Annotated in this window: 15 protein-coding genes and 3 tRNA genes; 9 read left to right on the top strand and 9 right to left on the bottom strand. The window is 51.0% G+C overall.

Going from position 1 to position 15,107, the window contains the following annotated elements; translation table 11 throughout:
* The 3 genes from modB to acrZ all read right to left on the bottom strand — a co-directional run bounded on the left by modB (position 1) and on the right by acrZ (position 1,779).
* Complete coding sequence (gene modB, locus A7Z29_RS13320) at positions 1-690, bottom strand: molybdate ABC transporter permease subunit (RefSeq protein WP_000604034.1); 690 nt, start codon at positions 688-690, stop codon at positions 1-3.
* Positions 690-1,463 carry a molybdate ABC transporter substrate-binding protein gene (modA, locus tag A7Z29_RS13315; protein WP_000113010.1) on the bottom strand — a complete coding sequence of 258 codons (774 nt, stop codon included), beginning with the start codon at positions 1,461-1,463 and terminating at the stop codon, positions 690-692. The genes modB and modA overlap by 1 nt, the downstream gene beginning before the upstream one ends.
* A gap of 166 nt (positions 1,464-1,629) precedes the next feature.
* Positions 1,630-1,779: a multidrug efflux pump accessory protein AcrZ gene (acrZ, locus tag A7Z29_RS13305; protein WP_000891515.1), complete on the bottom strand. Its 150-nt coding sequence runs from the start codon at positions 1,777-1,779 to the stop codon at positions 1,630-1,632.
* A 128-nt stretch (positions 1,780-1,907) separates the two neighbouring features.
* On the opposite strand from acrZ, the gene modE reads away from it, so the two are divergent.
* The 7 genes from modE (at position 1,908) to gpmA (ending at position 9,700) form a co-directional block, all read left to right on the top strand.
* The gene (modE, locus tag A7Z29_RS13300) at positions 1,908-2,696 is read left to right on the top strand and encodes a molybdenum-dependent transcriptional regulator (protein ID WP_105290353.1); all 789 of its coding nucleotides are present in this window, start codon (positions 1,908-1,910) and stop codon (positions 2,694-2,696) included.
* A gap of 67 nt (positions 2,697-2,763) precedes the next feature.
* On the top strand, positions 2,764-4,236 hold the full coding sequence (modF, locus tag A7Z29_RS13295; protein ID WP_105290352.1) for a molybdate ABC transporter ATP-binding protein ModF: 1,473 nt from the start codon (positions 2,764-2,766) through the stop codon (positions 4,234-4,236).
* 250 nt (positions 4,237-4,486) lie between these two features.
* Positions 4,487-5,503: a UDP-glucose 4-epimerase GalE gene (gene galE / locus A7Z29_RS13290; protein ID WP_105290351.1), complete on the top strand. Its 1,017-nt coding sequence runs from the start codon at positions 4,487-4,489 to the stop codon at positions 5,501-5,503.
* 9 nt (positions 5,504-5,512) lie between these two features.
* Entirely contained in the window at positions 5,513-6,559 is a 1,047-nt protein-coding gene (gene galT / locus A7Z29_RS13285) for a galactose-1-phosphate uridylyltransferase (protein ID WP_105290350.1), read from the top strand.
* A 3-nt stretch (positions 6,560-6,562) separates the two neighbouring features.
* Entirely contained in the window at positions 6,563-7,711 is a 1,149-nt protein-coding gene (gene galK, locus A7Z29_RS13280) for a galactokinase (RefSeq protein WP_000053447.1), read from the top strand.
* Complete coding sequence (galM, locus tag A7Z29_RS13275; RefSeq protein WP_105290349.1) at positions 7,705-8,745, top strand: galactose-1-epimerase; 1,041 nt, start codon at positions 7,705-7,707, stop codon at positions 8,743-8,745. The genes galK and galM overlap by 7 nt, the downstream gene beginning before the upstream one ends.
* A gap of 202 nt (positions 8,746-8,947) precedes the next feature.
* Entirely contained in the window at positions 8,948-9,700 is a 753-nt protein-coding gene (gpmA, locus tag A7Z29_RS13270) for a 2,3-diphosphoglycerate-dependent phosphoglycerate mutase (protein WP_001295305.1), read from the top strand.
* 147 nt (positions 9,701-9,847) lie between these two features.
* Here the strand turns inward: gpmA and aroG are convergent, their stop codons facing one another.
* Positions 9,848-10,900, bottom strand: a complete 1,053-nt coding sequence (gene aroG, locus A7Z29_RS13265) for a 3-deoxy-7-phosphoheptulonate synthase AroG (protein ID WP_097399287.1) — start codon at positions 10,898-10,900, stop codon at positions 9,848-9,850.
* A 315-nt stretch (positions 10,901-11,215) separates the two neighbouring features.
* On the opposite strand from aroG, the gene A7Z29_RS13255 reads away from it, so the two are divergent.
* Positions 11,216-11,596, top strand: coding sequence for a YbgS-like family protein (locus tag A7Z29_RS13255; protein ID WP_000784355.1), 381 nt, complete (start codon positions 11,216-11,218; stop codon positions 11,594-11,596).
* Positions 11,597-11,710: 114 nt separating this feature from the next.
* On the top strand, positions 11,711-12,658 hold the full coding sequence (gene zitB / locus A7Z29_RS13250; RefSeq protein WP_000951263.1) for a CDF family zinc transporter ZitB: 948 nt from the start codon (positions 11,711-11,713) through the stop codon (positions 12,656-12,658).
* Here the strand turns inward: zitB and pnuC are convergent.
* The 5 genes from pnuC to A7Z29_RS13225 all read right to left on the bottom strand — a co-directional run bounded on the left by pnuC (position 12,655) and on the right by A7Z29_RS13225 (position 15,106).
* A complete protein-coding gene (gene pnuC, locus A7Z29_RS13245; RefSeq protein ID WP_105285248.1) occupies positions 12,655-13,374 on the bottom strand; it encodes a nicotinamide riboside transporter PnuC in 720 nt (239 codons plus the stop codon). The two genes, zitB and pnuC, sit on opposite strands and share 4 nt — an antisense overlap.
* A 37-nt stretch (positions 13,375-13,411) precedes the next feature.
* Positions 13,412-14,455 (bottom strand): quinolinate synthase NadA, encoded by a 1,044-nt coding sequence (gene nadA, locus A7Z29_RS13240; RefSeq protein ID WP_105281080.1) that lies wholly within the window; start codon positions 14,453-14,455, stop codon positions 13,412-13,414.
* 278 nt (positions 14,456-14,733) lie between these two features.
* Positions 14,734-14,873 (bottom strand) — tRNA-Lys (locus tag A7Z29_RS23400).
* 33 nt (positions 14,874-14,906) lie between these two features.
* Positions 14,907-14,982 (bottom strand) — tRNA-Lys (locus tag A7Z29_RS13230).
* Between the two features lie 48 nt (positions 14,983-15,030).
* Positions 15,031-15,106: transfer RNA gene (locus tag A7Z29_RS13225), tRNA-Lys, on the bottom strand.
* Position 15,107: the final 1 nt, after the last annotated feature.

Genomic DNA, 15,107 nt, shown 5'->3' with positions numbered 1-15,107 from the left:
TTAGCGCCCCGCCCGCTCACGGCTGATTCTGGCCAGCCATTCTGAAATCAACAGAGAGATCATCGCCAGCGCAATAGAGATAATGCAAAGTCTCGCTGCGCCACTTTCCCCGCCAGGAGTCTGGATCAAGGTATACATGGCTGAAGGAATGGTTCGCGTTTCACCAGGAATGTTCGACACAAAGGTGATAGTTGCACCAAACTCACCGAGCGAACGAGCGAAAGCCAGCACCGTACCGACAATAATTCCTGGTAAGGTCAGCGGTAACGTAATAGTAAAGAAAACGCGCCAGCGCCCGGCACCCAGTGTTCTTGCGGCCTGTTCCAGTTTGACATCAACCCCTTCCAACGCCAGACGAATTGCCCGCACCATCAGCGGAAAAGACATGACGGCGGCAGCGAGAACCGCACCGCGCCAGCTAAAGGCGAAGGTAATGCCAAACCAGTCATACAGGCGTTCACCGATAAATCCGCGCCGTCCCATAGAGACTAACAGCAAGTAACCAACGACCACGGGCGGTAACACCAGCGGTAGATGCAGTACGCTGTCGAGCAGAGCTTTGCCCGGAAACGTGCAACGCACCAGTAACCAGGCAAAAAAGATCCCAAACGGCAGGCTAAACAGCACAGCCAGGGAAGAAACTTTCAGGCTTAGTAAAACCGCCTGCCATTCTGGATCGGTCAGTATCATTACTTAGTTGTAAATCCGTAACGTTTAAAGATTTCCGCAGCCTGCGGTCCCTTCAGATAATCATAAAATGCTTTCACTGCCGCATTGTTATGCCCTTCAACAACAGCAACCGGATATTCCACTTTTTTATGTGAATCTTCCGGGAAGGTGGCAACCACTTTTACCCCTTTGCTGGCAACTGCGTCAGAACCGTAAACAATGCCCAGCGGAGCTTCATTACGTTCGACCAGCGCCAGCGCCCCACGAACATCTTCCGCCGGAGCCAGTTTCGGGGAGAGCGTATCCCATGCGCCCAGTTTTTGCAGTGCTTCTTTCGCATAAATGCCAGCGGGGACATGTTCCGGATCGCCAACCGCCAGGCGACCGCCATTCAGCAGCGAAGTCCAGTTGGTTTTACTGTCGATAGTGAAATCTTTCTGTGCACTGGTTTTCGGTGCTACAACGACCAGACTATTGCCGAGCAATGTCTGGCGCGTGGCAGTATCGATCGCTTTTTTATCAACCGCATAATCCATCCATTTCTGATCGGCAGAAATAAACAGATCCGCAGGCGCACCCGCTTCAATCTGACGAGCCAGGGTAGAAGACGAGGCGAAAGAAGAAACGACGTCCACGCCTTTCTCTTTTTTATATTGCGTAGCGATGTCCTGCATTGCGTTGGTCAGTGATGCTGCCGCAAAAACTGTAATCTTCCCTTCGTCTGCCAGCGCATTGCCTGCAAGAGTTAAAGAGAGCGCCGCTCCGGCAAACAAGTTCAACCATTTACGAGCCATTGGTAACCCCTTCATGTAACGTTATGTAGGCAACAATATAACGACTGATTCAGAATTTTCCCAGCAGTTATTGTTAACCTTTGAGAGGTAGCTAGAAAAAATATCGGCAGGAAAAGCAGGAAGTTGAGAAAAAAGAAAATGCCCGACTAAGCGGGCATTCAGGGAATCAATGATTTTGTCCGGGCTGGTCTTTTTTACCAACACCAGAAAAGATGTTGAATACTTCACCAAGACCGTAAATCAGACCCAGGATGATGGCCATCACGACAGGTACCATGATTACGGCGAATACCAGACTTTTTAATAACTCTAACATGGTCAACTCCAGATATAGTCCTGTCACTATTCTAACCGCTAAGCACAGAAAAGCACTCCCCTTTTGTGCGGTCAGCTTTGCGTGGCGTTCGTTTTCCGTCACAATAAGACTTTTGCCAGGACATTGTTATGCAGGCCGAAATCCTTCTCACCCTTAAGCTTCAACAAAAGCTCTTTGCCGACCCACGCCGCATTTCGCTACTAAAACACATTGCCCTTTCCGGTTCTATCAGCCAGGGGGCGAAAGATGCCGGTATCAGCTATAAAAGTGCCTGGGATGCCATTAACGAGATGAATCAGTTAAGTGAGCATATTCTGGTTGAGCGTGCAACAGGCGGTAAAGGTGGCGGCGGCGCAGTCCTGACCCGCTATGGTCAGCGGCTGATTCAGCTCTATGACCTCCTGGCGCAGATCCAGCAAAAAGCCTTTGATGTATTAAGTGACGACGACGCCCTGCCGCTGAACAGCCTGCTGGCAGCTATCTCACGTTTTTCACTGCAGACCAGCGCCCGTAACCAGTGGTTCGGCACCATCACCGCCCGCGATCATGATGACGTTCAACAGCATGTTGATGTCTTACTGGCTGATGGTAAAACACGATTAAAAGTCGCGATTACCGCGCAAAGCGGCGCGCGTCTGGGTCTGGATGAAGGCAAAGAAGTATTGATACTGCTGAAAGCGCCGTGGGTAGGTATTACTCAGGACAAGGCGGTCGCACAAAACGCCGACAACCAATTGCCGGGCATTATTAGTCATATTGAGCGCGGCGCGGAGCAGTGCGAAGTATTAATGGCGCTACCCGACGGGCAAACCCTGTGCGCCACGGTGCCATTAAATGAAGCAGCTTCTCTTAAGCAAGGGCAGAATGTCACGGCCTACTTTAATGCCGACAGCGTAATTATCGCCACGCTGTGCTAAGCGTGTTGACAATTTGTTATGAAACACGTATCCCTGTCAGTAATCGCTGCAAAAAATGGGATACAAAATGTCATCGTTGCAAATTTTGCAAGGCACGTTTCGTCTTAGCGACACAAAAACGCTGCAATTGTCTCAGCTAACGTTAAACGCGGGTGATAGTTGGGCGTTTGTCGGTTCAAATGGCAGCGGGAAGTCGGCGCTGGCTCGCGCGCTGGCCGGTGAACTTTCGCTTTTGAAAGGCGAACGGCAAAACCAGTTTTCCCGCATCACTCGTCTCTCCTTCGAGCAGTTACAAAAGCTCGTCAGCGACGAATGGCAGCGGAATAATACCGATATGCTGAGTCCTGGCGAAGCTGACACCGGGCGTACCACGGCTGAGATCATTCAGGATGACGTTAAAGATGCACAGCGTTGTGCGCAGCTGGCACAGCAGTTCGGTATTACCGCCCTCCTCGACCGACGCTTTAAATACCTTTCCACTGGCGAGACGCGTAAAACCCTGCTCTGTCAGGCGCTGATGTCAGATCCTGATTTACTGATTCTTGATGAACCATTCGATGGCCTTGATGTTGCCTCACGTCAGCAACTGGCAGAACTGCTCGCCTCGTTACATCAGTCTGGTATTACTCTGGTACTGGTGCTCAATCGCTTCGATGAGATCCCGGAATTTGTCCAGTTTGCCGGTGTGCTGGCGGATTGCACGTTAGCGGAAACTGGCGCGAAAGAAGAACTGTTCCAACAGGCACTCGTCGCACAACTGGCGCACAGCGAGAAACTTGCTGGCGTGCAGCTACCAGAGCCGGATGAACCTTCAGCACGTCACGCCTTACCCGCCAACGAACCGCGCATTGTGCTGAACAACGGCGTGGTTTCTTATAATGATCGCCCCATTCTTAATAACCTTAGCTGGCAGGTGAATCCAGGCGAGCACTGGCAAATTGTCGGGCCAAATGGCGCGGGAAAATCGACGTTATTAAGCCTGATTACTGGCGATCACCCGCAAGGTTACAGCAACGATTTGACGCTTTTCGGACGACGCCGTGGCAGCGGCGAAACCATCTGGGATATCAAAAAGCATATCGGTTACGTCAGCAGTAGTTTGCATCTGGATTACCGCGTCAGCACCACTGTGCGTAATGTGATCCTTTCTGGCTATTTTGATTCGATTGGCATTTATCAGGCCGTTTCGGATCGCCAGCAAAAACTGGTGCAACAGTGGCTGGATATTCTCGGCATTGATAAACGCACCGCAGACGCCCCTTTCCATAGCCTTTCCTGGGGACAACAGCGTCTGGCATTGATCGTCCGGGCACTGGTGAAGCATCCGACCTTGCTTATTCTTGATGAACCATTGCAGGGGCTTGATCCACTCAATCGCCAGCTTATCCGTAGATTTGTTGATGTGCTGATTAGCGAAGGTGAAACGCAGTTGTTGTTTGTTTCACACCACGCCGAAGATGCGCCAGCCTGTATTACCCATCGTCTGGAGTTCGTGCCAGACGGTGACCTCTATCGTTATGCGCTTACCAAAATAAATTGAGTGACTGTGCCGGATGCGGTGTGAACGCCTTATCCGGTCTACGGTTTAACGCATCCAGGCATGAAAACGCGCTTTTTTTCAGATAAAAGGCGCAATCATTCATAAACCCTCTGTTTTATAATCATTTAATTGTGCATAGAAAATGGCTAAATTCTTGTGTAAACGATTCCACTAATTTATTCCATGTCACACTTTTCGCATCTTTGTTATGCTATGGTTATTTCATACCATAAGCCTGATGGAGCGAATTATGAGAGTTCTGGTTACCGGTGGTAGCGGTTACATTGGAAGTCATACCTGTGTGCAATTACTGCAAAACGGTCATGATGTCATCATTCTTGATAACCTCTGTAACAGTAAGCGCAGCGTACTGCCTGTTATCGAGCGTTTAGGCGGCAAACATCCGACGTTTGTTGAAGGCGATATCCGTAACGAAGCGTTGATGACCGAGATCCTGCACGATCACGCTATCGACACCGTGATCCACTTCGCCGGGCTGAAAGCCGTTGGCGAATCGGTACAAAAACCGCTGGAATATTACGACAACAATGTCAACGGTACTCTGCGCCTGATTAGCGCCATGCGCGCCGCGAACGTCAAAAACTTTATTTTTAGCTCCTCCGCCACCGTCTATGGCGATCAGCCCCAAATTCCATACGTTGAAAGCTTCCCGACCGGCACACCGCAAAGCCCTTATGGCAAAAGCAAACTGATGGTGGAACAGATCCTCACCGACCTGCAAAAAGCCCAGCCGGACTGGAGCATTGCCCTGCTGCGCTACTTCAACCCGGTTGGCGCGCATCCGTCGGGCGATATGGGCGAAGATCCGCAAGGCATTCCGAATAACCTGATGCCGTACATTGCCCAGGTTGCTGTAGGCCGTCGCGACTCGCTGGCGATTTTTGGTAACGATTATCCGACCGAAGACGGTACTGGCGTGCGCGATTACATCCACGTAATGGATCTGGCGGACGGTCACGTCGTGGCGATGGAAAAACTGGCGAACAAGCCTGGCGTACACATCTACAACCTCGGCGCAGGCGTAGGCAGCAGCGTGCTGGACGTGGTTAATGCCTTCAGCAAAGCCTGCGGCAAACCGGTTAATTATCATTTTGCACCGCGTCGCGAAGGCGACCTTCCGGCCTACTGGGCGGACGCCAGCAAAGCCGAGCGCGAACTGAACTGGCGCGTAACGCGCACTCTTGACGAAATGGCGCAGGACACCTGGCACTGGCAGTCACGCCATCCACAGGGATATCCCGATTAAGGAACGACCATGACGCAATTTAATCCCGTTGATCATCCACATCGCCGCTATAACCCACTCACCGGGCAATGGATTCTGGTTTCACCGCACCGCGCTAAGCGCCCCTGGCAGGGGGCGCAGGAAACGCCAGCCAAACAGGTGTTACCTGCGCACGATCCAGATTGCTTCCTTTGCGCAGGTAATGTGCGGGTGACAGGCGATAAAAACCCCGATTACACCGGGACTTACGTTTTTACCAATGACTTTGCGGCGCTGATGTCCGACACGCCAGACGCGCCGGAAAGTCACGATCCGCTGATGCGTTGCCAGAGCGCGCGTGGCACCAGCCGGGTGATCTGCTTTTCACCGGATCACAGTAAAACACTGCCAGAGCTCAGCGTTGCAGCATTGACAGAAATCGTCAAAACCTGGCAAGAGCAAACCGCAGAACTAGGGAAAACATACCCGTGGGTGCAGGTTTTTGAAAACAAAGGTGCGGCGATGGGGTGCTCTAACCCGCATCCGCACGGTCAGATTTGGGCAAATAGCTTCCTGCCTAACGAAGCTGAGCGTGAAGACCGCCTGCAAAAAGAATATTTCGCCGAACAGAAATCGCCAATGCTGGTGGATTATGTCCAGCGTGAACTGGCAGACGGTAGTCGTACCGTTGTCGAAACCGAGCACTGGTTAGCCATAGTGCCCTACTGGGCTGCCTGGCCGTTCGAAACGCTACTGTTGCCTAAAGCCCACGTTTTGCGGATCACCGATTTGACCGACGTCCAGCGCAGCGATTTGGCGCTGGCGTTGAAAAAGCTGACCAGTCGTTATGACAACCTCTTCCAGTGTTCCTTCCCCTATTCTATGGGCTGGCACGGCGCGCCGTTTAATGGCGAAGAGAATCAACACTGGCAGCTGCACGCGCACTTTTGTCCACCTCTGTTGCGCTCTGCCACTGTACGTAAATTTATGGTCGGTTATGAAATGTTGGCAGAGACCCAGCGTGACCTGACGGCAGAACAGGCAGCAGAGCGTTTGCGCGCAGTCAGCGATATCCATTTTCGCGAATCCGGAGTGTAAGAAATGAGTCTGAAAGAAAAAACACAATCTCTGTTTGCCAACGCATTTGGCTACCCTGCCACTCATACCATTCAGGCGCCTGGGCGCGTGAATCTTATTGGCGAACACACCGACTACAACGACGGTTTCGTTCTGCCCTGCGCGATTGATTATCAAACCGTGATTAGCTGTGCGCCACGCGATGACCGTAAAGTTCGCGTAATGGCAGCCGATTATGAAAATCAGACTGACGAGTTTTCCCTCGATGCGCCCATTGTCGCGCATGAAAACTATCAATGGGCGAACTACGTTCGTGGCGTGGTGAAACATCTGCAACTGCGTAACAACAGCTTCGGCGGTGTGGACATGGTGATCAGCGGCAATGTGCCGCAGGGTGCCGGGTTAAGTTCTTCCGCCTCACTGGAAGTCGCGGTCGGAACCGTATTGCAGCAGATTTATCATCTGCCGCTGGACGGCGCACAAATCGCGCTTAACGGTCAGGAAGCAGAAAACCAGTTTGTTGGCTGTAACTGCGGGATCATGGATCAGCTAATTTCCGCACTGGGTAAGAAAGATCATGCCTTGCTGATCGATTGCCGCTCTCTGGGAACCAAAGCCGTTTCCATGCCGAAAGGTGTGGCTGTCGTCATCATCAACAGTAACTTCAAACGTACCCTGGTTGGCAGCGAATACAACACCCGTCGTGAACAGTGCGAAACCGGTGCGCGTTTCTTCCAGCAGCCAGCCCTGCGCGATGTCACCATTGAAGAGTTCAACGCGGTTGCGCATGAACTGGATCCGATCGTGGCGAAACGCGTGCGTCATATCCTGACTGAAAACGCCCGTACCGTTGAAGCAGCCAGCGCGCTGGAGCAAGGCGACCTGAAGCGTATGGGCGAGCTGATGGCGGAGTCTCATGCCTCTATGCGCGATGATTTCGAAATCACCGTGCCGCAAATTGACACTCTGGTAGAAATCGTAAAAGCTGTGATTGGCGACAAAGGTGGCGTACGCATGACCGGTGGCGGATTTGGCGGCTGTATCGTCGCGCTGATCCCGGAAGAACTGGTGCCTGCCGTACAGCAAGCTGTCGCTGAACAATATGAAGCCAAAACAGGCATTAAAGAGACTTTTTACGTGTGTAAACCATCACAAGGAGCAGGACAGTGCTGAACGAAACTCCCGCACTGGCACCCGATGGTCAGCCGTACCGACTGTTAACTTTGCGTAACAACGCAGGGATGGTAGTCACGCTGATGGACTGGGGTGCGACTTTACTTTCAGCCCGTATTCCGCTTTCCGATGGCAGCGTCCGCGAGGCGCTGCTCGGCTGCGCCAGCCCGGAATGCTACCAGGATCAGGCCGCGTTTCTGGGAGCCTCTATTGGTCGTTATGCCAACCGTATCGCCAATAGCCGTTATACCTTAAACGGTGAAACCGTGACACTGTTGCCAAGTCAGGGTGTTAACCAGCTACATGGCGGCCCGGAAGGGTTCGACAAACGCCGCTGGCAGATTGTGAACCAGAACGATCGTCAGGTGCTGTTTGCCCTGACTTCAGAAGATGGCGATCAAGGCTTTCCGGGGAATCTCGGCGCGACGGTGCAGTATCGTCTGACCGACGATAACCGTATCTCTATTACTTATCGCGCCACAGTTGATAAACCTTGCCCGGTGAATATGACTAACCACGTCTATTTCAACCTCGACGGCGGGCAGTCTGACGTGCGTAATCACAAGTTGCAGATTATGGCGGACGAATATCTGCCAGTTGATGAAGGCGGCATTCCGCACGACGGCCTGAAATCTGTCGCCGGGACATCTTTTGATTTCCGCAGTGCCAAAATCATCGCCAGTGAGTTTCTTGCCGACGACGATCAGCGCAAAGTGAAAGGTTACGATCACGCGTTTTTGTTGCAGGCCAAAGGTGATGGCAAGAAAGTGGCGGCGCATGTCTGGTCAGCAGATGAAAAATTGCAGCTGAAGGTCTACACCACCGCTCCGGCTTTGCAATTTTACTCCGGCAACTTCCTCGGCGGCACGCCGTCACGAGGAACCGAACCTTACGCCGACTGGCAAGGGCTGGCCCTGGAAAGCGAGTTTCTGCCGGACAGCCCGAACCACCCTGAATGGCCGCAACCGGACTGCTTCCTGCGTCCAGGCGAAGAGTATTCCAGCCTGACGGAATATCAGTTTATTGCTGAGTAACCTGAAGCCCTCGTGATGAGGGCTTTATCCTCATATTGTTCAAATCACCAGCAAGCACCGACATATTTGCAACTCAATATTCACAACAACCTTACACTGCGACACTATTTTCGCTATGGTTATGCGTAAGCATTGCTGTTGCTTCGTCACGGTAATATAATGAGAATTATTATCATTTAATAATGATTTGAGGAGTAAGTATATGGCTGTAACTAAGCTAGTTCTGGTTCGTCATGGCGAAAGTCAGTGGAACAAAGAAAACCGTTTCACCGGTTGGTACGACGTGGATCTGTCTGAGAAAGGCGTAAGCGAAGCAAAAGCAGCAGGTAAGCTGCTGAAAGAGGAAGGTTACAGCTTTGACTTTGCTTACACCTCTGTGCTGAAACGCGCTATCCATACCCTGTGGAATGTGCTGGACGAACTGGATCAGGCATGGCTGCCCGTTGAGAAATCCTGGAAACTGAACGAACGTCACTACGGTGCGTTGCAGGGTCTGAACAAAGCAGAAACCGCTGAAAAGTATGGCGACGAGCAGGTGAAACAGTGGCGTCGTGGTTTTGCAGTGACTCCGCCGGAACTGACTAAAGATGATGAGCGTTATCCGGGTCACGATCCGCGTTACGCGAAGCTGAGCGAGAAAGAACTGCCGCTGACTGAAAGTCTGGCGCTGACCATTGACCGCGTGATCCCTTACTGGAATGAAACCATTCTGCCGCGTATGAAGAGCGGTGAGCGCGTGATCATCGCCGCTCATGGTAACTCCCTGCGTGCGCTGGTGAAATATCTCGATAACATGAGCGAAGAAGAGATTCTTGAGCTGAATATTCCGACCGGCGTGCCGCTGGTTTATGAGTTTGACGAGAACTTCAAACCGCTGAAACGCTATTATCTGGGTAATGCTGACGAGATCGCGGCGAAAGCAGCAGCCGTTGCAAACCAGGGTAAAGCGAAGTAAACGTCATTCGTTTAAAAATGAGAAAGCCGACTGCAAGTGAGTCGGCTTTTTTGTTTGTCGTTGCTAACAATGGAGCACATTGCCTGATGCGACGCTGCGCGTCTTATCAGGGCTACAAACGTACAGTCATGGCGTTTCGACTATAAATTACCCGCGACGTGCTTTCACTGCGTTCGCCAGTTGGCGTAACAGTGCGTCGGTATCTTCCCAGCCAATGCAGGCGTCGGTGATGCTCTTGCCATAGGCCAGCGGCTCACCGCTTTCCAGGCTCTGGTTCCCTTCCGCCAGGTGGCTTTCAACCATCACGCCAATAATAGCTTTTTCGCCACCGGCAATTTGCTGGCAAACGTCAGCACAAACATCCATCTGCTTTTTGAATTGTTTGGACGAGTTAGCATGGCTGAAATCGATCATCACCTGTGCTGGCAGGCCTGCTTTGTTCAGCCCTTCTTTCACTTCAGCAACGTGCTTCGCGCTGTAGTTAGGCTCTTTACCGCCGCGCAGAATGATATGGCAATCGCCGTTACCGCTGGTATTCACAATCGCCGAATGCCCCCATTTGGTCACAGACAGGAAGCAATGCGGCGCACCGGCGGCATTAATAGCATCGATAGCCACTTTAATCGTACCGTCGGTGCCATTTTTGAAACCTACCGGGCAAGAAAGACCGGACGCCAGTTCGCGGTGAACCTGAGATTCGGTTGTACGTGCACCAATTGCGCCCCAACTCATCAGGTCAGCGAGATACTGCGGGGTGATCATATCGAGAAATTCACCCGCCGCTGGCAGACCACTGTCGTTAATATCGAGCAGCAACTTACGGGCAATGCGCAAACCGTCGTTGATCTGGAAGCTGTTGTCCATATGCGGATCGTTGATCAGCCCTTTCCAGCCCACCGTGGTGCGCGGCTTTTCAAAATAGACGCGCATTACGATTTCCAGCTCATCTTTCAGCTCTTCACGCAGCGCCAGCAAGCGAGTGGCATACTCTTTAGCCGCGACGGGATCATGAATAGAACACGGGCCAATCACCACCAACAGGCGATCATCATTACCTTTCAGGATCTTATGGATCGCTTTTCTGGCATGGGCAACCGTATTCGCGGCATTTTCAGTAGCGGGGAATTTTTCCAGCAGTGCGACAGGTGGAAGTAACTCTTTGATTTCTTTGATACGTAAATCGTCGTTCTGATAATTCATGTCTGTTCCAGTGTTGCCATACTTATCTTGGTGAATGCAATCCCTCCAATCTATATCTTCCGTCAGAATGTGTAAACGGGGTTTTACACTATGAACGGATTAATCCTGGAATTAGCAAGAAAAACGCCAGATTGTCGCGAAAAACGAGATCTGACCTACAATTTCTAACTGTAACTTCTCTGTTTATTAATTTTTTCAAGATTCTCTGCTGGATTTATTCTTCTGGCTGAAATCTTAAACCATTACCTGATATTCACCTGCAAATGCACTGTTGGAAGAGGTTATCCGACATAACGACCATAACAGGAGCATCCTATGAAAATGACAAAACTGGCCACACTATTTCTGACTGCCACTCTAAGCCTTGCCAGCGGTGCCGCGCTGGCTGCCGATAGCGGAGCGCAAACCAATAATGGCCAGGCAAACGCCGCAGCTGATGCGGGTCAGGTTGCCCCGGACGCCCGTGAAAATGTCGCACCAAATAACGTTGATAATAGCGGGGTTAATAACAACTCAGGCGGCACCATGCTGCACCCGAACGGTTCATCAATGGACAATGACGGCATGACCAAAGATGAAGAGCACAAAAATACGATGTGCAAAGATGGTCGCTGTCCGGACATTAATAAAAAAGTACAAACCGGTGATGGCATCAATAATGATGTCGATACCAAAACCGACGGTACTACGCAGTAAGCCAGGATATATGGCTGATAATGGGAGAGCGGAGGCTCTCCTTTTTAATTTTTCCCTTCTAAAAGCAGTATGATGTCATAAAGTTAAGTGAGATAAATTAAGGGATGACTCGTCATGGCGCACTCACACTCACACTCACACGCTTCCTCACACCTGCCAGAAGATAATAATGCTCGTCGCTTGTTGTATGCTTTCGGCGTGACTGCCGGGTTTATGCTGGTTGAGGTTATTGGCGGTTTTCTCTCAGGCTCTCTGGCGTTGCTGGCCGACGCGGGTCATATGTTGACCGATACTGCCGCCCTGCTTTTCGCCCTGCTTGCCGTACAATTTTCACGTCGTCCTCCCACCATCCGCCACACTTTCGGTTGGCTAAGATTGACCACGCTCGCGGCGTTTGTGAATGCCATCGCCCTGGTGGTGATTACCATTTTGATTGTCTGGGAGGCGATAGAACGCTTCCGCACGCCGCGTCCGGTCGAGGGCGGCATGATGATGGCAATTGCCGTGGCTGGGTTGCTGGCAAATATACTTTCTTTCTGGTTACTTCATCACGGCAGCGAAGAGAAAAACCTCAATGTGCGCGCAGCGGCACTGCATGTACTGGGAGATCTTCTGGGTTCGGTTGGTGCTATCGTTGCCGCGTTGATTATTATCTGGACCGGCTGGACGCCTGCTGACCCCATTCTCTCGATACTGGTGTCGCTTCTGGTTCTGCGCAGCGCGTGGCGATTATTGAAAGACAGCGTGAATGAATTACTTGAAGGTGCACCGGTGTCGCTGGATATCGCTGAACTCAAGCGCCGTATGTGTCGGGAAATTCCGGAAGTCCGAAATGTGCATCATGTACACGTGTGGATGGTGGGTGAGAAGCCAGTAATGACGCTGCATGTGCAGGTGATCCCGCCACACGATCACGATGCGTTGTTGGACAAGATCCAACATTATCTGATGGATCACTATCAGATTGAACACGCCACCATCCAGATGGAATATCAACCTTGTCATGGGCCAGACTGCCACCTGAATGAAGGGGTGTCTGGCCATTCACATCATCACCATTAATGGGACAGCGCGCGTGAGCCTCTTTCGCGTGCGCTGTTGATCCACATCCGGCTGCCGTTGAGCGCAATAAAGGTCAGGATGATGTACTCCAGAGACATGGCGTAAACGCCCTGAAGTGCAAAAATAACGACGCTAATCACGTTAATAATCACCCACAACAGCCAGTTTTCCACATACTTCCGCGTCATCAGAATCATTGCCACGATGGAGAGTACCATCATGCAGGAATCCCAGAACGGGAAGGCGTCCGGTTGCAGTTCAGGCATCGCAACCTGTAATCCTAATGCTTGCATGATCATGACTGCCACGCGGGTCAAAAATGCAAACACCGGATTGATAAATACCGTCATCAGACCAATAGCAATGACACAAACCGCCAGCCAGGTTAATGCCTTCGGCAATGGTAACCAGCGAATTTTCAACTCCGCCTCGTTCTGACTGGTTTGTCGTGACCAGGCATACCAACCGTAAATATTCGCGGCAAAGAAAAACACCTGTAATAGCAGGCTGGCATACAGCTGAATCTGAAAGAAAATAATGCCAAACAAGGTGACGTTGATCAGGCCAAAGAAGTAGTTGCTGATCTTCTCCAGACTGGCAAGGCCAATACACAGCAACCCGGCGATCGTGCCTACCGCTTCGATCCATGAGAGATCATAACCGCCCGCCCCTATTGGTATATGTACCAGGATATTCTGTACACTAAAAAAATCCATCTTTCCCCCAAAGCGTAACGTGACGCCTTATTATTCGTTATCCACGTAGTGTAGCCGCAAATTCCAGCATACGATTGAGCGGCACTAGCGCCCTCTCTCGCAGCCTTTCATCAACATGAACCTCGTGATTGCTTCCTTCCTGTTCTAATGCCTCTGCGATGGCCTGAAGGCCATTCATGGCCATCCACGGGCAATGCGCGCAGCTACGACAAGTTGCTCCCTCGCCAGCGGTTGGTGCTTCCAGTAACTCTTTGTCTGGCACTGCCTGCTGCATTTTGTAGAAGATACCCCGGTCAGTCGCCACAATAAGGCGCCGATGCGGCAATGTTTTCGCAGCATTGATCAACTGACTTGTGGAACCGACCGCATCCGCCATATCGACAATGGCTTGTGGTGATTCCGGATGCACCAGTATGGCTGCATCAGGGTGTTGTTTTTGTAAACGGATTAACGCCTGAGTCTTAAACTCATCATGCACAATGCAGGCACCTTGCCAGCATATAATATCTGCCCCCGTCTGCTTTTGTACGTAACGCCCCAGGTGTTTGTCTGGTGCCCAGATGAGTTTTTCACCCAGACTATCCAGATGATCAATGAGTTCAACAGCAATACTTGAAGTCACCACCCAGTCTGCACGCGCTTTTACTGCAGCAGAAGTGTTAGCGTAGACCACGACAGTGCGATCGGGATGGGCATCACAAAATGCGTTAAATTCTTCAATTGGGCAGCCGAGATCCAGTGAACATTCAGCCTGAAGTGTCGGCATCAGAATTGTTTTTTCCGGGCTGAGAATTTTGGCGGTTTCTCCCATAAATCTCACCCCGGCTACGAGTAGCGTTGAAGCGGGATGTTTGGCACCAAAGCGCGCCATTTCTAAAGAATCAGAAATACAACCACCCGTTTCTTCTGCCAGTTGTTGAATTTCAGGATCGGTATAGTAGTGGGCAACCATCACCGCATTACGTTCTTTTAGCAGACGTTTTATTTTCTCACGGTAATACGCTTTCTCATCAATGCTTAACGGTGTCGGCTTCGGTGGGAAGGGATAAATCGCCGCTTCAGGATCAAACATCACGCTCATCTTGCCATCTCGTTTTACAGGCTTAACGTTAAAACCGACTTAAGCGTGATATTCGCTATTATCGGCGTAATTTGTTTTATATGCTAAACAAGATAGTCGAATGGTGGGGAAAAGTCACTCGAATTACGTATGAGATGTCGGATGTAATGCCAGGTATCTTATTTCCACCGACGTAGAGTTGCTTACGCAGCAAGCGCAAAGTATGTCATCAGGGTTAAGAATTGAAATTGTGGAATGCCTGAATAGCAAAAAAGCGCCTTTAGGGCGCTTTTTTACATTGGTGGGTCGTGCAGGATGACTCGCTTCGCTCGCCCTTCGGGTCGTCGCCGCGAGCGGCTCCGTTGTTTCGCTGCGCTCAACTCGAACCTGCGACCAATTGATTAAAAGTCAACTGCTCTACCAACTGAGCTAACGACCCCTTGCGGGGTTATGCTGCTTTAATCATTCAGGATGGTGGGTCGTGCAGGATTCGAACCTGCGACCAATTGATTAAAAGTCAACTGCTCTACCAACTGAGCTAACGACCCATACGGGTGTTACCTGAAAGATTTTTTACTTGATGCCAATATTAAAATTGGTGGGTCGTGCAGGATTCGAACCTGCGACCAATTGATTAAAAGTCAACTGCTCTACCAACTGAGCTAACGACCCG

This window comes from Escherichia sp. MOD1-EC6842, assembly GCF_002965705.1.
Classification (GTDB): domain Bacteria; phylum Pseudomonadota; class Gammaproteobacteria; order Enterobacterales; family Enterobacteriaceae; genus Escherichia; species Escherichia ruysiae.
The sequence above is the reverse complement of the archived record's forward strand: the minus strand, read 5'-3'. Positions and strand labels throughout refer to the sequence as shown.